This is a genomic window from Kitasatospora sp. NPDC094028, assembly GCF_049543595.1.
In the GTDB taxonomy this organism is placed as follows: domain Bacteria; phylum Actinomycetota; class Actinomycetes; order Streptomycetales; family Streptomycetaceae; genus Kitasatospora.
Genome location: NZ_JBMVFA010000057.1, coordinates 1 through 20,538, shown reverse-complemented (window position 1 = coordinate 20,538; position 20,538 = coordinate 1). Strand labels below are relative to the sequence as shown.

General features: G+C 71.3%; 14 protein-coding genes and 1 pseudogene. 8 read left to right on the top strand and 7 right to left on the bottom strand.

The genetic code is table 11. The features are described from left to right. Positions 1–548 precede the first annotated feature (548 nt). Positions 549–1,547 (bottom strand): ArsR/SmtB family transcription factor, encoded by a 999-nt coding sequence (locus ACPC54_RS40640; protein ID WP_498972555.1) that lies wholly within the window; start codon positions 1,545–1,547, stop codon positions 549–551. Positions 1,548–1,684: 137 nt separating this feature from the next. Here ACPC54_RS40640 and ACPC54_RS40635 point away from each other — a divergent pair, with 137 nt between their 5' ends. From ACPC54_RS40635 to ACPC54_RS40625, 3 genes and pseudogenes are all read left to right on the top strand, one after another. Beyond that, entirely contained in the window at positions 1,685–1,879 is a 195-nt protein-coding gene (locus ACPC54_RS40635) for a hypothetical protein (protein WP_498972553.1), read from the top strand. 526 nt (positions 1,880–2,405) lie between these two features. Next, complete coding sequence (locus ACPC54_RS40630; RefSeq protein WP_498972551.1) at positions 2,406–4,094, top strand: Ig-like domain-containing protein; 1,689 nt, start codon at positions 2,406–2,408, stop codon at positions 4,092–4,094. Between the two features lie 346 nt (positions 4,095–4,440). After that, positions 4,441–4,655, top strand: a pseudogene (locus tag ACPC54_RS40625) (ISL3 family transposase); the annotation flags it as partial. A gap of 94 nt (positions 4,656–4,749) precedes the next feature. Here the strand turns inward: ACPC54_RS40625 and ACPC54_RS40620 are convergent. The 4 genes from ACPC54_RS40620 to ACPC54_RS40605 form a co-directional block, all read right to left on the bottom strand. Further along, the gene (locus ACPC54_RS40620; RefSeq protein ID WP_498972549.1) at positions 4,750–6,015 is read right to left on the bottom strand and encodes a polysaccharide deacetylase family protein; all 1,266 of its coding nucleotides are present in this window, start codon (positions 6,013–6,015) and stop codon (positions 4,750–4,752) included. 87 nt (positions 6,016–6,102) lie between these two features. Continuing rightward, positions 6,103–6,834, bottom strand: a complete 732-nt coding sequence (locus ACPC54_RS40615) for a TIGR03943 family putative permease subunit (protein ID WP_498972547.1) — start codon at positions 6,832–6,834, stop codon at positions 6,103–6,105. Beyond that, positions 6,831–7,853 (bottom strand): permease, encoded by a 1,023-nt coding sequence (locus tag ACPC54_RS40610; protein WP_498972545.1) that lies wholly within the window; start codon positions 7,851–7,853, stop codon positions 6,831–6,833. Before ACPC54_RS40610 ends, ACPC54_RS40615 begins: the two co-directional genes overlap by 4 nt. 157 nt (positions 7,854–8,010) lie before the next feature. Continuing rightward, on the bottom strand, positions 8,011–10,056 hold the full coding sequence (locus tag ACPC54_RS40605; RefSeq protein ID WP_498972543.1) for a transglycosylase domain-containing protein: 2,046 nt from the start codon (positions 10,054–10,056) through the stop codon (positions 8,011–8,013). A gap of 590 nt (positions 10,057–10,646) precedes the next feature. Here ACPC54_RS40605 and ACPC54_RS40600 point away from each other — a divergent pair. The 3 genes from ACPC54_RS40600 (at position 10,647) to ACPC54_RS40590 (ending at position 13,401) form a co-directional block, all read left to right on the top strand. Continuing rightward, the gene (locus ACPC54_RS40600) at positions 10,647–11,342 is read left to right on the top strand and encodes a response regulator (protein ID WP_498972541.1); all 696 of its coding nucleotides are present in this window, start codon (positions 10,647–10,649) and stop codon (positions 11,340–11,342) included. A 74-nt stretch (positions 11,343–11,416) separates the two neighbouring features. Further along, entirely contained in the window at positions 11,417–12,874 is a 1,458-nt protein-coding gene (locus tag ACPC54_RS40595; RefSeq protein WP_498972569.1) for a sensor histidine kinase, read from the top strand. After that, positions 12,871–13,401, top strand: coding sequence for a hypothetical protein (locus ACPC54_RS40590; protein ID WP_498972539.1), 531 nt, complete (start codon positions 12,871–12,873; stop codon positions 13,399–13,401). Before ACPC54_RS40595 ends, ACPC54_RS40590 begins: the two co-directional genes overlap by 4 nt. 531 nt (positions 13,402–13,932) lie before the next feature. Here the strand turns inward: ACPC54_RS40590 and ACPC54_RS40585 are convergent. Then, positions 13,933–15,855, bottom strand: coding sequence for a glycoside hydrolase family 9 protein (locus ACPC54_RS40585; RefSeq protein WP_498972538.1), 1,923 nt, complete (start codon positions 15,853–15,855; stop codon positions 13,933–13,935). A 281-nt stretch (positions 15,856–16,136) separates the two neighbouring features. Between ACPC54_RS40585 and ACPC54_RS40580 the strand changes: the two genes are divergently transcribed. After that, on the top strand, positions 16,137–16,811 hold the full coding sequence (locus ACPC54_RS40580) for a winged helix-turn-helix domain-containing protein (protein WP_498972536.1): 675 nt from the start codon (positions 16,137–16,139) through the stop codon (positions 16,809–16,811). Further along, positions 16,808–18,061, top strand: a complete 1,254-nt coding sequence (locus tag ACPC54_RS40575; protein WP_498972534.1) for a sensor histidine kinase — start codon at positions 16,808–16,810, stop codon at positions 18,059–18,061. The genes ACPC54_RS40580 and ACPC54_RS40575 overlap by 4 nt, the downstream gene beginning before the upstream one ends. A 295-nt stretch (positions 18,062–18,356) precedes the next feature. Here ACPC54_RS40575 and ACPC54_RS40570 read toward each other — a convergent pair whose 3' ends face one another. Beyond that, positions 18,357–19,559 carry a serine hydrolase domain-containing protein gene (locus ACPC54_RS40570; RefSeq protein WP_498972532.1) on the bottom strand — a complete coding sequence of 401 codons (1,203 nt, stop codon included), beginning with the start codon at positions 19,557–19,559 and terminating at the stop codon, positions 18,357–18,359. Positions 19,560–20,538 lie beyond the last annotated feature (979 nt).

Genomic DNA, 20,538 nt, shown 5'->3' with positions numbered 1-20,538 from the left:
CGTCCTGGAGAGCGCGCTCCACCTCGCCTGGCCCTCCTGGCGCAGCCCGGCACCGACCCGCTGTTCTTGGAGGCCGCCGAGGGCCCGGCCGCCGTCATCCCGCAGTACCTCCCCGCCGCCCGGCCGCCGGCACCCGCTGCGCACCGCCCCGGCGCCGACGACCGCCGGGACCGGCCAGCTGACCGCGTGAAGGCGGGCGTGCCGAAGGCCGGTGCCGGGTACTGTCGCAGCAACGCCGCCCACCGTCGCCCGGAGGCCGGTGAGAAGTCGTTCGGCGACCCCTTGCCCTGGAAGCCCTGATGGCGAGCCGGCAGATAGGCCAGCCCTTTCCGATTGGGTGGCATGGACACCTTGATTGCTGCCGCCCGGATGGACAGAGGACGTCGACACCGATCCGCGCGACGCCCAGTTCACCCCGCGCGCCTAACACGAGACGTGCACCATCCCACCCTGCTGCGCAACCGCAAACCAGTGCCGGTGCTGATGGTCGAGGTGGACCGCTCCACCATGGCCCCGGCCGACGTCGTGTGGGTGGATGTCGAAACGCGCTACGCCTCCTCCAGCAGGGCGAGTCCGGTGGGTGTGAGCGTGTGGAGTGCGGTGTTGCGGTGGCGCAGGGTGGTGATCAGGCCGGCTTGGCGCAGCACAGTGGCGTGCTGGCTCGCGCCGGAGGGGCCGATGTTCAGGGCGGCTGCGAGTTCGCCGGTCGTGCAGCCGGGGCGTTGTCCGATGGCGTACAGGACGGCCGCGCGGGTGCGGCCCAGCAGTGCGGACAGCGGCGCGGGCGTTTCGTCGCCTGCGGGGCGGACCCTGATGGGGGTGAGCGGGCCGGTTGTCGCGTCGTGATGGGCGGGGTAGGTCAGGACGGGCTGGGGTTCGACATCCGGATCGATCAGGGGTGCCCGGCTGGCGAACATGGACGGTATCAGCAGCAGGCCCCGGCCCTGCAGGTGGAGATCGCCCTCCACCCCGCTTGCCAGGTCCACTTCCAGGATCGGCGGCCGCCAGCGGATCCGCGGCGGGCACAGCCCTTGCAGCAGTTGCTCGATACCACCGTGCAGCATCTGCCGGGACCGGATCGCCCGGTCGGCGGCGACGCACGCGGTGACCTGCGGCCAGTACGGTGCCAGCACCGTCGCATGGACCTCGCCGAGGACGTCGACGAGCCGCCGAAGCACCTCGGGGTTCTCACCCAGCTGGTGTGCCCAGCCGGGCAGGCCCTGCCGCTGGGCGATCCTGGAGATGCCGGCCCTCAGCTGCGTCCTGGGGGTGGCGGCCACCTGCTGCAGCAGCTCGGTGACGCTGCTGGTACCGGCCGGGCTCAGGAAGGAGGGGGACCACCCGTGCGCAGGTGTCAGGTCGAGCACCATCCGTGCCTGCGGCAAGAGGGAGGTCCATACCTTTCGGCGCCACGCTCCGAAGCGCAGCGGCTGGTTGCGGTCCTGCAGGATGCGCAGCGCGATGCTCAGTTCGTCCAGGGGCGGGGCGGCCTCGGCGATGCGGGTGCGCGCCAGGTCCGCGCTGGTGAAGTGGAACCGGTAGACCACGCGTCCTTACCTCCGCCCGTCCGGTGTACCGCATCGAGCACCTGCAGAAGACAGTCCGCCCAGGAAGCGGGTCGGCCGCCGCAACGTGCCGCGGCCAACGTTGACGGATTCCTTGGCGACGGCGCCAGCACCACCGTGTGGACCTCGCCGAGGGCGTCGGCGAGTCGGCGCAGCAGGCAGGCCTCGCCCCGGGCGCGGGCGTCGGTGACGAAGGCGGCGTGGATCCGGCCGACGTCGAGCAGGTGCTCGCGCCCGTGCCGCACCGCCGGTTTCTCCGGGCCCGGCACCAGGATGCCCGGGCGCGGGGCCGTGCGGTCTCAAAAGACATGTGACGTCGCTGAAGCTGTGAGCCGCAGGTTTGCGGATTGGCTGAGGCATTGATTCTGGGGCGATCACGGCATGGCTGCTGAGCGGTGGTGCATTGGTGCAGGTCGTCGAAGTGCGCTCGTGCTGTTCGACGTAGTGCGTTCCGCCTGTGAGGGCGCGGACGATGTCCTCCGGGATGTCGACGGTGATGTTGAGTTTGCCGTCGGTACCGACGTATCGAACCACGACCACATCTGGCCGGACGGGGCGAGCAAGCAAATTCTTGGCTATGCCTTGGCATTCGAGCTGGTCAGTGAGCCGGGGAGGCCCGGCCCGGGGACCGCCGGTGTGAACCGGCGGTGTGTCGGTTCGGTGGGGGCCGTGGCCCCTGGTTGCGTGATCGACAGTGGCGGAAGGCGTTCCCTCGCCGGGACCTTCTTCCGTCTTCTGGAGTTGATCGTGTCGTTCTCATTGTCGGGGGCCGTAGGTCGGCCGGGCTCAGCGCGCGGGTGTCGTGCGGGTTCGGTCGGGCGTCGGGGCCGGGTGCTGGCCGTGGCGGCCGGTGTGTTCTGCGCCGCGGCCGTCGCCCCGGTGGCGTTGTCGGTGCCCGCCCACGCGCAGGGCACCTGTGTGGTGTCCGGCCCCACCACCACCTGTACGTTCGCGTTCACCGGCGCCGAGCAGACCTTCACCGTCCCGGCAGGTGTCACGCAGGTCGACGTCACGGCGATCGGCGCGGCCGGCGGCCTGGAGGGGCTCGGTCACGCGAGCGGCGGCCGTGGCGCTCAGGTGTCGGGCACCCTCACCGGACTGTCCGGCGGGCAGACGCTCTACGTCGAAGTCGGCGGCACCGCCACCAACAACGGATCCTGCTACCCGACGTCGCTGTGCACCGGCGGCTTCAACGGCGGCGGCAACACCCACTTCGGCGGCGGCGGTGGCGGAGCCTCCGACATCCGCACCCAACCCCGCACCGTCCCCCTCACCACCACCGACTCCCGTCTCATCGTGGCCGCGGGCGGCGGTGGAGCCGGTGAAGCCGCTCAGAACCCCTGCCCGGGAAGCCCGGGTGGGGATGCCGGCCAGCCGGGCGCGGACGGGGCGTGCAGCGGAGGAACCGGCGGCGGGGCGGGCACGGCCACCCAAGGCGGTGCCGGCGGAGCCGGGGGCGGCGGGACACCGTCCGGTACGCCCGGCACGCTCGGCACCGGCGGCAACGGCGGCCTGAACACGGGCGGCGGAGGCGGCGCCGGCTTCTACGGCGGAGGCGGCGGCGGCAACATCAACCCCTCGACCAGCCCGGCGGGGAGTGGGGGTGGCGGGGGCGGTGGCTCGTCCCTCGTCCCCGTCGGCGGCACCGGCCCGACGGTGACCAGCGCCGCCGCGAGTATCACCATCAGCTACACCAGCCAGCCCACGGTGACGACCACGCTCACGACCTCGCCGAACCCGTCGCTGTTCGGACACCCGGTCACGCTCACCGACACCGTCTGCCCCAACGGCGGCTCCACCGCGATTCCGACCGGCACCGTCACCTTCGCCGACGCCGGCGCCACCCTCGGCACCGCCCCCCTGACCCCGGGTGGCGGCGACCACTGCGCCCAGGCCCAGCTGACCTGGTCGAACCTGCTGCCCGGCAGCCACACCCTGACCGCCCAGTACAGCGGCGACGGCACCTACCCGGCCCCCGCGCTGGAGAGCGCCACCCAGACGGTCAACTGCGCGCGCACCGTCACCGGCTCCGTGGCCAGCGTCGTGGCCACCGGCGAGAGCACCTGCATCCTCGGCGGCACCGTCCACGGCAGCGTCGCAGCCGGCCCAGGCACCGCCCTGTTCATCGGCAGCTCCACCGTCCAGGGCAGCGTCTCCTCCTTCGGCTCCACCCTGGTCGGGGTGTGCGGCACCACCGCCACCGGCTTCCTGGCCGTCGACGGAGCGAGCAGGTTCGTCGTCATCGGCGATCCCGGCGACGACCACTGCGCCGCCAATCTGATCGGGTCGTCGGTCTCGCTGGCGAACAACACCGGCGGCCTGGAGGCCGTCGGCAACCACATCGGCGGATCCCTGGCGGTCTCCGGCAACACCGGCACCGGGCCCTTCCCCGAGGACAACCGCCCCGAGATCGAGGGCAACACCATCGCAGGCTCCCTGGCCTGCTTCGGCAACACCCCGCCCCCCACCAACGACGGCCACCCCAACACCGTCACCGGCGCCCGCGCGGGGCAGTGCAGCACCCTGTAACCCACCCGGCCGGGCATCCCACCCCCGGATAGGCCCGTAGTGCCCGCGTCCGCTGCCGCACTCCACACAGCGGACGCGGGCCCCTCGCGTCGCTCGGAACCGCTCCAACTACTTCCCGGACGGCGAGGGCGGGTCTGTACGGTCTTCGGCGCTGTCCCGTAATCGGTGGTGACGAAGTGTGACGGCGGGGTCGTTGGCATGGTGCGCGCGGTGTCAACGAGCTTGTGAGCGCGGTGTTTTCGGGGCTGCCGGCCCTCGTCATTGAGGGGGTGACGCCCGGCGCCTGGCCGACCGGCTCGGCGCGGCGGTCAAGGAGTTAGCGGGCCGGGCGGGCGCCCGCCTCTCCCGCTCCCACCCCGCCTGCCGGGCCACCGCCGTGAACCCCGTCCGGCCCGGGGGCGTGCGCGAGCAGACCACCCGCGAGCGCTGGAAGCGAGTGCACGACCCTGCTCGGCCAGGGCCGGCCTCCTCGAATGCGCCCGCCGCCTTGATGTCGCGCTGAACACCGTCAAGCGGTACTCCCGCATGAAGGAGCCCGCCGGCGACCGCCGCGCGCCACGCTGCCTTTCAGGCGTCGAAGGCGGCCGTGCGTCGGCAGGCCGGGGGCCGTTCCCGACGACCCGTTCTTGACGGTGAGGCAGTTACTCCCGGCAGGTCACTTCTTGACGAAGCTCGCCCAGTCCGGTGCCTGGCCCGGATCCAGGGTGCGCAGCCGGGCGAGCACGCTGGGGTCCTGGACGTCCAGCCAGTCGGCGAGCTCCTTGAACGAGACGCAGCGCACGTCCGGCTTCGTGCAGGCGGTCCGCATCACGTCCTCGACCGCCTTCATGTAGATGCCGCCGTTCCAGGTCTCGAAGTGGTTCCCGATGAACAGCGGTGCCCGGCTGCCGTTGTAGGCCCGCTCGAAGCCGTTGAGGTAGCCGTCCCGGGTCTCCTTCTCCCAGCCCGGGTACTTCGACGTGTCGTCCGACTGGTAGCCGCCGGACTGGTTGGCCAGGAAGTTGAAGTCCATCGAGAGGACCTGGAAGTTCTTTTTGGGGTAAGGGAGTTGCTGCAGAGGGAAGTTCCAGATGCCGTTCGTCCTGGTCGGCCATATCTGGAAGTCGCCCGGCGAGCTGGCGTCGTAGCGCCAGCCCAGCTGCTTCTCGACCGGCAGCAGGTTGGTCTGACCCTCCAGGCACGGCGCCCGGCCGCCGACCAGCTCCTTCTGGTAGTCGAAGGGTAGCGGCGGGATGTCGTTGTAGCCGGTGTTGGTCTTCCAGTTCTCCACGAAGGAGTAGGCCTGCTGGGTCTCGCTCAGCCACTCGGAGCTGCTCCAGGTGCCGCCGCCGCCGGGGGTGGGCGAGCAGAAGTGCCCGTTGAAGTGGGTGCCGATCTCGTCGCCGTCCGCCCAGGCCTGCCGCAGCTGCGCGAGGGTGTCCTTGATGTGCTGGTCGGTCGGGAAGTCGATGGCCGAGGTGCCCACCGGGTGCTGGGGCGGGTGGTAGAGGTAGCGCTTGGATTTGGGCAGCAGGTAGATGCCGGTCAGGAAGAACGTCATCTGGGCGTTGCTCTGCTCCGCCACCTGGAGGAAGTGCGAGAACAGGTGCTCGTCGCCCTCCAGCGCGCCGTCCCAGGAGAAGACCACGAACTGCGGCGGCTTTTCGCCCGGCTTCAGCTTCTGCGGCACTGGCTGCTTGGGCTCCGGTCCGGTGTCGGAGGTGGACCCGTCACCGAGCACGTGGACCGTGCCGTCCCACGTCTGGCTGGCCGAAGGGCTCGGACGGCCGGCCTCCGGGCTGCTCGGCACGGCACTCTCCGGCGTCGCCCCGGCGGCCCCCGGATGGCCGCCCGGGCCCGGCGTGGCGGGAACCAGCGCGAGCACGGCGGCCAGTCCGATGCCACCGCTCAGCAGCAGCGTGGTACGACGGGTGGTCTTCATTGTCAACCTCGTTCATGGAAGTGATCTCCCTATGGGGGAGACGCCGATGGCTGTCACATCGGTCGCCCGCACGGATGGCGACGACCTTCACTCGTACGGATCGCGCGGCTGGGGAACTGCCGTCACCTGGGCCGCGTTGAGGGCCGGCACGGCATCAGACCGGGCCTGCGCCGGGTCCGGCTGCCAGACCCCGGTCACCTCCACCCAACTGTTCGTCGGCGGCATCGGCATGCCGCGGATCTCGACCTTGTAGGTCACCGCGTCGGCCGCGCAGCAGCTGATCACCAGACGGGTGACGTACCAGCCACCGCCGCTCTTCGGCGTGACGAAGCCCAGCAGCTTCACCCGACGCCCCAGCAGCGGTTCGGTGGTGTCCCACGCGGCCCGGACGTCGAACTCGGCCAGCGGCAGCGGGAGCGGATCGCCGGTCGGCAACGGCGGGAAGCCGGTGGCGGCCGTGTCGGGCTTGGCCATGGTGTTCCCGGCGTGCTGGGCGGTGTAGGGGCCGAGGGCGGGCGGGGAGACCAGAAGGATGGCGATCACCGGGAGGACGAGCAGCCAGGCGATCCGCAGGTCATGGCTGTGGCCGTGGGCATCGTGGCTGTTCGCGTCGTGGCCGTGGACGTCGTGGTCCCCATCCGCGCGCAGCGCCACTGCGGCGGTCAGCACACCCAGCAGCACGACCACCACTCCGGCGGCGATCAGGTACGGCCGCAGCGCCGCCCGTACGTAGCGCAGATAGGCGTCGCTGAGGAGCGAGATCCGCAGCACCGCGGTGCCCAGCAGCACCAGCAGGATCGCCTGCGCCTCACGCCTCATCGCAGCCACCACCCCGCCACCGCCGAAGCCGCGACGGCCACCGTGAACGTGGTCCCCGAGAAGCGCCAGGCGAAGGACCAGCCGAAGGTGCCGGCCTGCATCGCCACCAGTTTCACGTCCACCATCGGACCGACCACCATGAAGGCCAACCGAGCCGCGAGCGGGAACACGCTGAGGCTGGCCGCGACGAACGCGTCCGCCTCCGAGCAGACCGCCAGCAGCACCGCCAACAGCGCGAGCACCAGCACCGAGACGCCGGACAGGTGGGCGACGCCACCAAGCCAGTCCCGGGGAACCACCACGTTCAGCGTGGCCGCGGTGATGCCACCGATCACCAGGAACCCGGCCGCGCGCAGGAACTCGTGCGCGAACGCCGCTCGGAACGCCGTCCACCGCCCCTGCCCGGCTCCCCGCTCCCGCCGCACCGAGGGCCGCAGCCATTCCGGCCGACCGAACCGAGCCCACAACCAGCCCACGACGACGGCGGTGACCAGCGAGGCCCCGAACCGGGCCAGCACCATCGCCGGCCGGCCGGGGAAGGCCACCGCCGTCGCGGTGAGCACCACCGGGTTGATCGCCGGCGCGGAGAGCAGGAAAGCCAGCGCGGCGGCCGGCGCAACCCCGCGCGCGATCAGGCCGTCCGCCACCGGCACCGAGGCGCACTCACAGCCCGGCAGCACCGCCCCGGCCAACCCCGCCGCTGGCACCGCGAGCGCCGCCCGCCTGGGCAGTGCCCGCTCCAGGAACGAGGCCGGCACCAGCGCGGTGATCGCCGCCGAGAGCACCGTCCCCAGCACCAGGAACGGCACAGCCTGCACGCAGATGGCCACGAAGACCGTCGCCCAGGCCTGCACCCCGGGGGCGGTGAACCATCCGGCCGGCCACTGCCGCCCCACGAGCAGCAGCACCATGCCGGCCACCAGCAGCTCAAGCGAGCCGATCCGCCGCCTGCCGCGCCGCCTGCCGGGTGGCGCCGCCACCGGCTGCGAGACGGCGCTGCCCCGCCCCTGCTCCGTCATGGCCGTCCGCCACCCCCGCACTCCCCGATCACTGTTCCCCGGACCTCTTCCTCAGGCGCATCTACGTCTTCTTGGAGATCAAAGACCCGCTGTGTCCACGTCCCCGGCGTCACCGCCCGTCCGAGCGGCATGGGATCCCGATTCCAGGCTCGTGGACTCACCCCGCCGGCAGGTCCTTCTCGTAGCTGCTCCAGACGTCCTCCGGGAAGGCGGTTGCCGCCGCGGACTTGGCCGGGTCGCCCTGCCCGTCCAGCGGCAGCGTCTGCACGCTGCGCGCGTCCAGCCGGAACACCGCGACCGCCGTGGACACCTTGCCGCTGTAGCCGACGAACCAGCCGGCGGTGTTGTCCCGGGTGGTGCCGGTCTTGCCGGCGACCGGGCGGTCGGGCAGCCGGGCTCCCTGCCCGGTGCCGTGCTGCACCGCCTCGGTCAGCGCCGCGTCGACGTGCTGCGCCACCTGCGGGCTCAGCACCCGGGTGGCCGTCGGCCTGTCGAGACCGACGCCGGACCCGTTGCGGGTGATCCGCAGCACCGAGTACGGGTCGGTGTGCACGCCCCCGGCGGCGAAGGTGCCGTAGGCGTCGGCCATCCGGACAGCGCTCGGGGTGGAGTTGCCGAGCGAGAATGCCGGCACCTGGGGGCCCATGCTGTCCGGCAGCAGTCCCAGCGAGGTGGCGGTCTGCCGGACCCGGTCCAGGCCGACATCCAGGCCGAGTTGCTCCATCGGGCTGTTGGCCGACTGCGCCACCGCCTCCTGCAAGGTGATCGTCCCGAAGGACTTGCCGCCGTCGTTGACCCCCTTGACGATCTTCCCGTTGCGGTCCCAGTACGGGCCCTGCGCGGTCTGCATCGGCGCCTGGTCGTCGCCGTTGTAGGTGGTGCTCGGGAAGACGGGCGTGCGGCCGCCGTCCACCTGCCGATGCACGCCCTGGCCGAGCCCTGCGGCGTACACGAACGGGGTGAAGGCGGAGCCGGCCTGCACGATCGCCGAATTGGCGTTGTCGTAGCCCTGTTTGAGGTAGTCGGGGCCGCCGTAGACGGCGAGCACCCGGCCGTCGGTGGCCACCGAGGCGGCGCCCACCCGCAGCTGGTCGTCGGCCTTCAGCCGGTCCGACGCGGCCTTCACCGCGGCGGTCAGCGCGTTCTCCGCGGGCTTCTCGAAGGTGGTGTAGATCTGGTAGCCGCCGAGGTCGAACTGGGCATCGGTGATGCCGGTGCGCGAGGTCACGTACTGGCGGACCATGCCCACCAGGTAGCCGGTCTGGCCGCTGAGGCCAGCCTGCTTGGGCGGCGCCTGGGGCTCGGGGAAGGTGGTGTAGGTCGCCCGCTCGGCCGGTGAGAGCTTGCCGATCTTGACCATGCGGTCCAGGATCCAGTTCCACCGGTCCACCGCACGCTGGTGGTTCGCCGGGCTGATCGCCGGGTCGTAGAGTCCGGCGCCCTTGAGCAGAGCGGCCAGGAAGGCGCCCTGGCTCGGGTTGAGCTGGGAGACGTCCTCGCCGTAGTAGGCCTGGGCCGCCCGCTCGATGCCGAAGCCGCCGCGGCCGAACCAGCTGGTGTTGAGGTAGCCCTCCAGGATCTGCTGCTTGCTCAGCTTCCGGTCGAGCTTGACCGACATGAAGATCTCGGTGAGCTTGCGACCGATGGTCTGGCGCTGGTTCAGGTAGGCGTTCTTCACGTACTGCTGGGTGATGGTGGAGCCGCCCTGCGTACCACCACCACTCGCCATGTTGTAGACCGCCCGCAGCATGCCCTGGAGGTTCACACCCCGGTCCGAGTAGAAGGTCTCGTTCTCGGCGGCCAGCGCCGCCCACTGCACCCCCTGCGGGATCTGGCTCAGCGGGATGTCCTCCCGGTTGGTGTCGCCGATGCGGGCCATCTCGGTGCCGTCGGCCCAGAAGTAGACGTTGTTCTGCTGGGTGGCGAAGGCCTTGAGGTCGGTGGGGATCTCCGTCTCGTGGTAGGCGTAGCAGGCCAGGCCCACCAGGCAGGCGAGGCCGAGCAGTGTGATCCGCAGCAGGTGCCGCCAGGACGGCAGCCAGCGGCGCAGCCCGGTGCGGTCCGGCCGGGGGTAGCCCTTGGGCCGCCGGGGCTTGCGGCGCTCGGGACGGACCAGGGCCCGGGCCGGCCGACGCAGCCGCAGCCCGGCCCTCCTGCCCCGGCTCGGACTCCGCTTGGCCTGGTGGCGACTGTCGGCAGGCAATGCGCGCCCCTCCATGATCTGGACTCTCGTTCGAATTCCTCCCCTTGAGGCGACGTCGGGGAGGGATTTCGGTTACACGTCGACCGCTCGAATGCCGGGCCGACCGCTCAGGTGTCGAGCCGGTGCGGGGTGAGGCGAGGTGGACGGTGAAGTCCGCCGGGCCGGTGCACACCAGCAGGACGGCAAGGACAGCCACACCCAGCACGCCCTTGCGCCGGGTATGCCGGCGAGGGGTGCGGCACCCGGCGGCGGGGGCGGCCCGGTGCGAGGACGGATCCGTCTCGGCCATGGCGGCTGCCTTCGGTTCGGGAGGGTGGGAGCGCGCGAACGACCCCGGCGGCACGGCGGGGGACCGTGCCGCCGGGGAGCTTGAGCTGGTCAGGCCGTTCGCCGCCGGGCGGGGATCCGATGCTCGAAAGTGCCTGCGCGGGAAGGCGAGTTCGACGTGATGTGCTCACAGACGTTCAGACTGGCCCGCGTATGTGATCGAAACCGGGCTGGGAATATGACCGAACCGCAACAGCTCCCGCATTGTGATCATCAGGTAACAGTGTTCGGGCCGACCGGCGGCCTGCACCGATACTGACCTCATGTCTCGTGTCCTACTGGTTGAAGACGACCCCGCTGTCCGCGAAGGCGCCCGGCTTGCACTACGCCGCCAAGGGCACGAAGTCGCCGCGGCCGAGACCGGGGAGGACGGGCTGGCCCAGCTCCGGTCGTTCCAGCCGGATGTCATGGTGCTCGATCTGATGCTGCCCGGAATCGGTGGCCTTGAGGTCTGCCGCCGCGTCCGCGCGGACAGCCAGCTCCCGATCATCATGATGACGGCCAGAGGCGACGACGTGGACATCGTGGTCGGACTGGAGACCGGGGCGGACGACTACGTGGTCAAGCCCGTCCAGGCCCGCGTCCTGGATGCCAGGATCCGCGCCGTACTGCGCCGCGTCGAAACCGGTCCGTCGCCCGAGGGCGCCGCTCCGGCAGCCGAGACGCACGGCGAACTGCGCATCGACCGAGCCGCACTCGCCGTCACCTGCGGGGGAGCGGCGGTCCAGCTCGCCCCGTCCGAACTGCGGCTGCTGCTGACACTGTCCGCCGCCCCCGGCCAGGTGTTCAGCCGCCAGCAACTCCTGGAAGCCGTCTGGGAACACAGCTACCACGGCGACGTCCGGCTGGTGGACGCCTGCGTCAAACGACTTCGGACCAAGATGGGCGAGCCCCCGCGGCAGCCGCGCTACATCCAGACCGTCCGGGGCTTCGGCTACCGGTTCCACAGCCCCCGGTGACGGCCCCCTTGTCCCCACACACCTCCCCTCCGCGCCAACGGTCGCGGCATCGACTGCTGCCAGGCGGCCTGCGAATCAGACTGGTCGCGGCCTTCGCGCTGGTGGCCGCCCTCGCTGTGCTGTCCACGGGCGCTCTGACGTTCCGTGAGGCCCGCACGGGCATCCTCCAGCAGAGCCAGGACACCGTCATACGCCTCGTGCGGAACCGAATCGACACCCTCGCCTGGGGCCTCACCTTCCCGCCTACGCAGCAGGACCTGGAAGCCCTCGCGGTGAACGTCGCTGAGGCCGATCCCACACGGCAATGGCGGGTCATGGCCACCTATCGCGGCTTGAATGCCACCTCGGCACCACAGGACCCGTTCACCGAACTGACGCCCGCCCTGCGCACCGCCGCCACCACCCACACGCCGACCGTCTTCCAGCGCGTGACCGTCGCCGGCCGCTCCGACCTGGTCGTCGGCATGCCGGTCACGTTCGCCTCGCCGGACCACAAGCGCGCGGCCACCGGCCTCACCGTCTTCGTGGTCGTACCTCAAACCGCCGAACAGGCCTACGTCCAGGCCCTCGTCTCAGCCGCGGAAGGGGCCACTCTCCTGGCCTTGGTCCTGGCCGTGCTCCTCGCACTCCTGGCCGCCCGGGGCGTGCTGCGCCCGGTACGGGACCTGCGCCAGGCCACCCGGCGCATCGCCGAGGGACGACTCGACACCCGTCTGGCCGTCCAGGGCTCCGACGAACTCGCCGACCTGTCCCACACGTTCAACGAGACCGCCGCCGCCCTGGAGGAATCGGTCGCCGAACTGCGCCGCATGGAGACCAAGGCCCGCCGCTTCGCCGCGGATGTCTCCCACGAACTGCGCACCCCCCTCGCGGCCATGTCGGTCGTCACCGACATCCTCGACGAGGACGCCGCCGGGCTCGACCCCGACACCGCCGCCGCCGTCCGGCTGATCAGCCAGGAGACCGCCAACCTGGCCCGACTGGTGGAGGATCTCATGGAGATCTCCCGCTTCGACGCCGGCGCCGCCGCCCTGCACCTGGACGACATCGACCTCGCCGAGTCCATCCAGCGCACCCTCATCGCCCGGGGCTGGCAGAACCACGTGGACACCCGGCTACCCGAGCCCGCCGCGCTACGCGGCCGGGTGGACCCCCGCCGCCTTGACGTGATCGTCGCGAACCTGATCGCGAACGCGCTGCGGCACGGGGCACCGCCGGTACGGCTCTCCCTGCACGTGGACCCGCGGCCCGCCCGCGACGGCGCGCACGGAACCGAGAGGTGGGCGGCGATCGAGGTACAGGACACCGGGCCCGGCATCCCCGAGAGCGTCCTGCCGCACATCTTCGACCGCTTCTACAAGTCCGACACCGCCCGCACCCGCACGCAGGGCAGCGGCCTGGGTCTCGCTATCACCGCCGAGAACGTGCACCTCCACGGCGGCACCATCCGCGCGGCCAACCACCCCCACGGCGGCGCCCGGTTCATTGTCGAACTCCCCCTCCCCGAGCTCCGAGAGGAGGAGCGGTCATGAGGCGCACGATTCTGCTCGCCGCCGCAGTCCTGCTGCTGTCCGGCTGCGGGATTCCCACGACCGGCGTGATCCAGTCCGGCGACCCGGCCACCGGGATCCAGCCCAAAGCGCTGATCTTCTTCGTCGCGGACGGCCGCGTGGTCCCGGCAGTCCGTGAGCTCACCAACCCGGTCGACGTACGCACGGCCGTTCAACTCCTGCTCGCGGGCCCAGACATGCGGGACCGTCAGTTCGGTTTGACGACCGCGCTGACCCGCATCCCCGCCCCGACGATTAGCGCGAGCGGCGCCGAAGTGAGGCTACAGCTTGCCGCGGGCACCGGACCGTTGTCGCCGCTGGCCACCCGGCAACTGGTCTGCACGGCCGCCGCGGCACGCCAGACCGAGGACCCGGACACCGCGACGACGGGGGTCACGGTCGTGGTGTCCGGACCCGACGGGCGGCCCGCTCAGGGCAGCAGCCAGTGCCCCATCCCTCGGCCCGCCGCCAACTCGACCGAGACACCGGCGCACCCGCCAGGCGGGTAACCCCTGCCAAGCTCGAACCGACCGCAGTCACGGCGAGATCCCGTTCCCCCGGCTCCGAGTCCGACCCGGCCGTTATCGGCGCAGCGGCCGGCAGCCCCGAACCCACCGAGAGGCCACGAGCGCGCCGGCCGCAGCGCGACGCGCCCGGCCGGGACGTCCCGGCTGACCACCACCATGTCGGGTTCCTCGCCGAAGCCGGTCACGGTCACCGTGATGCGCTGGCCGCGCCGGAGGCCGGGGTGCGGTGTGCGGACGAGGCCTTGACGGTGCCGGACGTGATGATCGCCCTGGCGGCACAAGCGCGCTGTACCTCGACTCGGGTGGTTCGAATGGAATCCCCGGACTCTTGGTCGAACGCGATGGTGATGAACTCCGTCCGGCGGAGTGCGGCCAGGCCGGCCGTCGTGCGCGGGACTTGCCGTCGACGGCTTCGGCGCGGCGACAGTCACTGATGCGGTTGCACACAGGCCGGATCGGCTCACCGCGGCCTTACATCAGCTCGTCCGGTGCGCGGTGGCGGGCTGCTTGGCGTCAGCCGCGGGTGATCTCGGCGCCGGGTGCGGCGGAGAGGGTGAAGGAGAGCAGGGCGGTGGCGGTGAAGTCGTCTGCGGATTCGACGGTCTGCCAGGCGCCCACGTGGTCCATGAAGCCGCTGCCGTGGCCGTCGAACGCGGCGAAGGGGTTGCCGTCGTTGGTCGGGCACTTGCGCATGCCGGGGAAGGAGTTGAGGTCCTTGAGCTTCTCGGCCGCGTTGGGGCCGTTGACGACGCCGCCCCGGAGGATGTCGCCTTCGCCGTTCAGGTCGCCGGCGAGGTTGGCGGGCTGGTGTTCGGGGCAGTGCGGGAAGGTGCTGCCGGCTCCGATGACGAAGGAGGAGCCCCAGGCGTTGGCGCCCAGCGTCCAGTTGCGCTGCTGGGTGGCGAACGCGTCGTAGTGGGAGTCGCCGGTCACGCGCTGGTACAGCTGGGCGGTGGCGGCCAGGCCGAAGGTGTGGGGCACGGAGTCGAAGTCGGTGTAGACGGCGCCGGCCCGGAAGGGGTCCTTGGCCGCGCGGGAGCTGCCGTCGTCGAGCTGGCGCCTGAGGTCGGCGACGAGGTCGCCGCGGGTGACCTCGGTGCCCTTGGCGCCGGAGTCGAGAAGCTTGGCGAGATCGGCGTGCGCGAGTGCGCTGACGTCGCCGAGTCCGAGGGTGCCGAGGGTGTCGGAGGCGATGTACTGCTTGGCCCAGTGGCCGGCCTGCTTGGTCCAGCCGGCCGCCCGGCCGTCGTCGAGGGCCCGCGCGGCGAGGGCCATCTCGGTGGCGCCGAATTCCATGTCGTCCTGCCAGGACGCCTCGGGGTAGAAGCTGGGCGGGAAGGCGGTGACGAGGTGGTCGCCGGGAGCGGTGTCGGCGAGCGCGTAGACGTGCGCGGCCTTCTCCAGCTCCTCGTGTGCCTGCTCGGGGTTGTCGGCGGCGTCCAGCTGTGCGGCCAGGGCGAAGGTCGCGGCCACGCGCCCGGCGAGGTTGGGGCTGATGGGCTTGCCGGGGGGTGCCGCGCGGAAGACCGGGCGGTGCTTGATCATGTAGTTCGGGTCGCCGGGCTCGACCTGCAGGGCGTCGTCGGCCTCGGGCAAGCGCCAGTCGTCGTGGTCGGAGCGGATCTTGCCGGAGCCGTCGTCGGTGTCGCCCTTGCCCAGGCCGACCTGGACGTAGAGGGTGCGGGACTTGTCGTCCCACATCTTGTCGAGCCAGTCGAGCCCGTGGCGGGCCTCGGCGGCCAGCTCCTTACCGCCGACGGGCGTGGTCCGCTGTGCGAGCAGGAGACTGGCGGTGGAGTAGGAGGCGGTGTGCGTGAACTTGAGGAAGTCGCCGGCATCGTTCCAGCCGCCGGAGACGTCGACAGGGCCGCCGACCGGCTTGAGGGGCGCGGTCAGGACCTTCTCGTCGGCGTCGTAGGCGGGGGTGTCGTAGACGGTGGCCTGGCGGTCCGCGAGGTGGGAGGGCTGGCGCCGCAGTTTGGTGGGCACGACGTCGGCCCCGTCGCGCTGGGCCTGGAAGAAGCCGATGTTGTCCTGGACGAGCTTGCCGAACAGCTCACCGGCGGGTGCGATGTGGAACTGCGGGGAGACCGCCTCGACGCGCCCGGCCACCTCCACCCGGTAGTCGCCGGGCTCGGTCAGGCCGGACAGGTCAAGGATGTGCACGTTCCGGTAGGTGTCGTTCCACCGGCCGGTGGAGGCGCCGACCTTGCCGCTGAACACCTCGTGCCCGGCTGTGTCACGTACCCGGAAGGACGCCGTCGCCGCCGCAGGAAGTGAGGTCATCAGGTAGGCATGCTTGGTCTCACCCGGCGTGTAACCGACCTGATCCACACGGACCTCGGCACGCGGACCTCCCGCCAGGGCGTCCGACCCCTGAGCGGACTGGACACAGAAGACCGCGACGACCGAAGCGGCCACGCCTGCGGCGGTCATACCGATGACACGAGTGCGAATTTTTGCCATGCCCGCACACTCTCAGCCGGCGAATGAGGCCAACATGAGGAAGACCGGGCAGCCGCCCCGCCGGCCCTCACGCCCCCGCTTCCCCGGTCCTCAGACGGCACCGGCACCCCGCCCCCGACCCCGCCCCGCACGCGGAACTCCCGCCGGCAGCGGCGTGACGCGCTCGTGCCCCGGGGCACCGGCCGGACATAACGGTTAAGCACTGCTACGGCGGCGTTCGTGCCCTTTTCGACCCAGTAGGCTCGCCCGTCATGCGTGTACTTGTCCTTGAGGACGACCCCGAACTCGGCCCCGTGATCATCAGAGGCCTGCGCGAAGCGGGCTTCGCCGTCGACTTCGCCGGTGATCTCGCCGAGGCCGACTTCAAGCTCGCGGTCAACACCTACGACTGCCTCATCGCGGACCGCACCCTGCCCGACGGCGACGCGCTCACCCTCCTCGCCGCCCAGCGCACGCAGGGCTCCACCCTGCCCGTCCTCCTGCTCACCGCCCTCGACGCGGTCACCGACCGCGTGGCCGGCTTCGAGCACGGTGCCGACGACTACCTCGTCAAGCCGTTCGCCTTCGCCGAACTCAGCGCCCGGGTCCGCACCCTGTGCCGCCGCGGCCAGCCCGCACGGCTGCCCGAACTGCGGGTCGGCGACCTGGAACTCGACCTGCCGCGCCGCCGAGTGCGGCGGGCGGGCGTGCTCCTGACCCTCACCGCGAAGGAGTTCTCCGTTCTGGAGGTCCTGATGCTGCGGGCCGGCGAGGCCGTCACCCGCACCGACCTGATCGAACGCTGCTGGGACGAGCAGGCCGAACCGCTCTCCAACGTCGTCGACGTCCTCATAGGCCAGCTGCGGCGCAAACTGGGCCCGCCCGAGCTCATCCACACGGTGCGCGGCGTCGGCTACCGCATCGACGACCAGGCCACCGGCCTGTGACGCCGCGCACCCCCGCCGTCGCGCGCCTGCACCGCGCCCGCCGGGCGATGACCCTGCTGTTCGCCGCGACCACCGCCGCCTGCCTACTGGTGCTCGCCGTCATCGCCGTGCGCACCGACGGCCGGTCCCGGACGGCCGAACTCGACCACGCCGTCAGCCACCGGGCGGACGGGCTCGCCCGCACGCTGTACTACGACGGCGGCGTCCTGCACCTCGACGCGCTGTCGGAGGACGACCTGGCCCGCAGCGCCGAGAGGCTCGGAGTCCTCCAGGCACCCGGCCACACCCGGCCGCAGATCCGCTACGCACGCGATTCCCCCACCGCCCTGCCCGGCCAGGCGGCGCTGGACGAGATCTGGCAGCAGGTCCAGCACGACCAGGAGACCGTCCTGATCAGCGCCGACGTCGACGGCCGGGAATACCGGTGGGCCGCGGCCCCGATCTGGGACGACGACAGGATCGGCGCCGCCGTCCTGGTCGGCGCCGACCCCGCCCAGAGCCTGGCCGCCCACACCCGACTGCTGCACTGGCTGGCCGCGGGCTGCGCGACCCTGGTGCTGGCCGCCGCCGCAGTCGGCCACCTCCTGTCCGGACGGGCCATGCGACCTGCCCTGCGGGGGCTCGAACAGCAGGAGCAGTTCCTCGCCGAGGCGGCCCACGAACTGCGCACCCCGCTGGCCACCCTGCGGCTGGTGGTCGAGAACGGCAGCACCACGCCGGCCCGGGCACCAGAGGCCCTGGACGAGGCCGTCCGGCTGGTCGACCGCCTGGGCCGCCTGGTCACCGGCCTGCTGGCCCGCGCCCGCGTCGAAGCCGGCACCCAGGACATCGAGCTGACCCCACTACGGCTCGACCAGCTCGTCGAACAGACCGTCGAGGAACTCCCCGACCACAGCGGCGTCACCCTCACCACCGAAGCCGCCATCGTCAACGGCGACCCCGAACTGCTCGCCCAGGCCGTCCGCAACCTCGTCGAGAACGCGCTGCGGCACGGCGGCGGAACCCCGGTCGAGGTGAGCGTCACCCCCGGCCGCGTCACCGTACGGGACCACGGCCCCGGCGTCCCGGCCAAGGACCGCACCCGGGTCTTCGAACGCCGCGTCACCGGGCCTGCGAGCACCGGAACCGGCACCGGCCTCGCCATCGTCCGCTGGGTGGCCGAACTTCACCGCGGCACCGCCCAGCTCTCCCCGGCCCCCGGCGGCGGGACACTGGCCGAGCTGCTGCTGCCCCAGCACACCAACACCTGAGCCGGCCCCGCCGGCCCGATCATCGAGCGTCGCGGGCTACTTAGAACCTTCCCCCGCCGCTACCTACCCGAGGGCAGCATGGACCGGATCTACCCCACCAAGCTCCCCGAAAGCGCCCCCGCGCTACCCAACACCACCAACACGCCCGCCGATTGATCGGCTACCCCACGAATGGGGACATGACCGTTCGTCACCTCTGAATCGGCAGGATACTCATCGGGGCCAGCCGGAATACGACAGAACGATGCCGTTCTTCTGGTCAACGGCATGCGATGCAAGCCGGGACGGGTGACCCTCAGCCTGCGAAAGCAGCGAGGGCCAGGCGCTGGGCTATCGCAGCGGCGCGGTCGTTGGCCGAGGAGGTGCCCGCCGCGTAGACGATCCGGCGGTTCAGGTCGCGGGTGGCGAAGACGCCGGACTTGTAGCCCATGTCGCTTCCCGTCTTGCCCCACAGGAGGGTGCCGTCGGGGAGCGGGGAGGACATCAGGCCGACGCTGAAACAGGCGGTGCCCTTGGCAGGGCCCAGGTTGCAGTTGGAGGAGCTGGCGTAGGGCAGGGGCTTGCCGTCGGTGCCGCGCGGGACGGTGAAGAGTTCGGCCTGCTGGGCCGGGCGCAGGAGGCGGCCGGTGAAGAGGCCGGTGATGAAGCGGTCGAGGTCGGCGGTGGTGGAGGTCATGCTGGAGGGCAGACCGCCCTGTTCGTTGACGTCGACGAGTCGGCCGGTGCTGCGCGGCAGGTAGCCGGAGAGGTACGGGCGGGGCACGGACGTGGCGTGGCCCGGCACTGAGGTGGCTGTGTGGCGCATCCCGAGCGGTTCGAGGATGCGCCTGGTCACCTCGTCGTGGAAGGAGTGGCCGGTGAGGGTCTCGATGAGCTTGCCGGCGATGCGGTAGCCGAAGGAGTTGTACTCCTGCTCGGTGCCGGGGCTGAAGCGCGGGCCGGGCCCCGGACGCCCCTCGGGGCGCAGCGTCTGCTGGATGATCTGATCGAAACTGAGGGAGTCGAAGCGGCCGTCGATCGCCTCGTCCTGGGAGGTCGGCGGTGCGCCCTCGAAGTCCTGGGGCAGTCCGCTGGTGTGGTTGAGTAACTGCCGTACGGTGACGGGCTCCTTGAACCTGTCCTCGGGCAGCAGCCCGGGCAGGTAGTGCTGGACGCTCTGGTCCAGGTCGACACGGCCCTCGGCAGAGAGCTGCAGGAGTATCACGGCTTCCATCGGCTTGCCGATGCTGCCGATCCGGAAGTGCGCCCCGGTGCTCACCGGCTTCTTGGTGACGGTGTCGGCGGACGTGCCCTGCCACGTCTTCCCATCGCGGTGCACCTCGGCCACGACGCCGGCCACGCCGTCGTCCTGGCGCGGGGTGATCGCCTCGTGCAGGGCGGCGCTGTCCAGACCAGGGGAAGCACCGGTGGCCGCCTGGGCGGGGACGGCGACGGCGCACAGCGCGGCGGCGGTCATGACGGCGGCCAGGGAGACGGCCGACGGACGGCGCAGGGACATACGGACTCCGATCGGGAAGGCTTAGAACTGCTGTTTCGTGTGCCTTCGAGTCTTCCTGCCCGGGCGCCCCTGATCGATTCGGGATCACCCTGACCCGCCCCTGAGTACCCCCTGACGATCACCCTGACCAGCAGGTCATGCCGTCTCTTCCCCCCTCGCTTTGCTGATCGGTCCAATGACCGGGCATCTCGTCCTCGCCGTCCGTCAGCCCGCACGAAGCCGCAGGGAGCCGGTTTCTGCTCCCGCAGATGGGTGAGAAGTCGGAGGGCAGCCGGACACGGCAGAAGGGGACCGCTGCAGCAAATACGGGCACCTGATCTTCGTCTGGAGCCGCGTTCCCGCAGGTCGCCGGAGCCGCCGTCGCGGCAAATGCGCGATTTACCGTGACGAGCCCGACAGCGCATCACATGCCGTTGACCAGCAAGAACATGGCCCTACGGCATCATTCTGTCGTATTCCGGCTGGCCCCGCTCATTCGCTCTCGGTGGTCTGCTCGATCTGGTCGTCGAGCAGGTTCTGGGCGATGGCCGCATAGCGTGCTGGCGGGAGGCCAGCGAACGGACCCAACCGGCGGCGATCTGGCCGGTGACGCAGGCCCGGGCGAGGGCGTCCCGCTCCTTCGCGGTGAGCATCGGTTCCGAGGCCTTGCCGGGCTTCCCGGCTTCGCTGCGGCCGTGGTGTTGCTCGTTGGCCCGGTCGAGTCAGGACAGGGGAGAGGACGGGGTTGTCGTCAAACCGGTGCAACCGGTGCGGGGCCCGGCCGGTCACGGGTGCGGCACCGCCGGGCCGACCACAGCCGGCGCTCTCCCCGCTGTCACCGGCGCGCGGTAACGTCGCGGCCACATCACGCGACGGTGCGTGATCTCGGCGGAGGGGAGAGCAGCATGACCGACACCGACCGCGTCGACGGCCAGGTCGCCGAGGAGGACGTTCCGGAGCCGCCGTTCACCTGGTACAGCACCCGCGTTGCCGGGTTCAG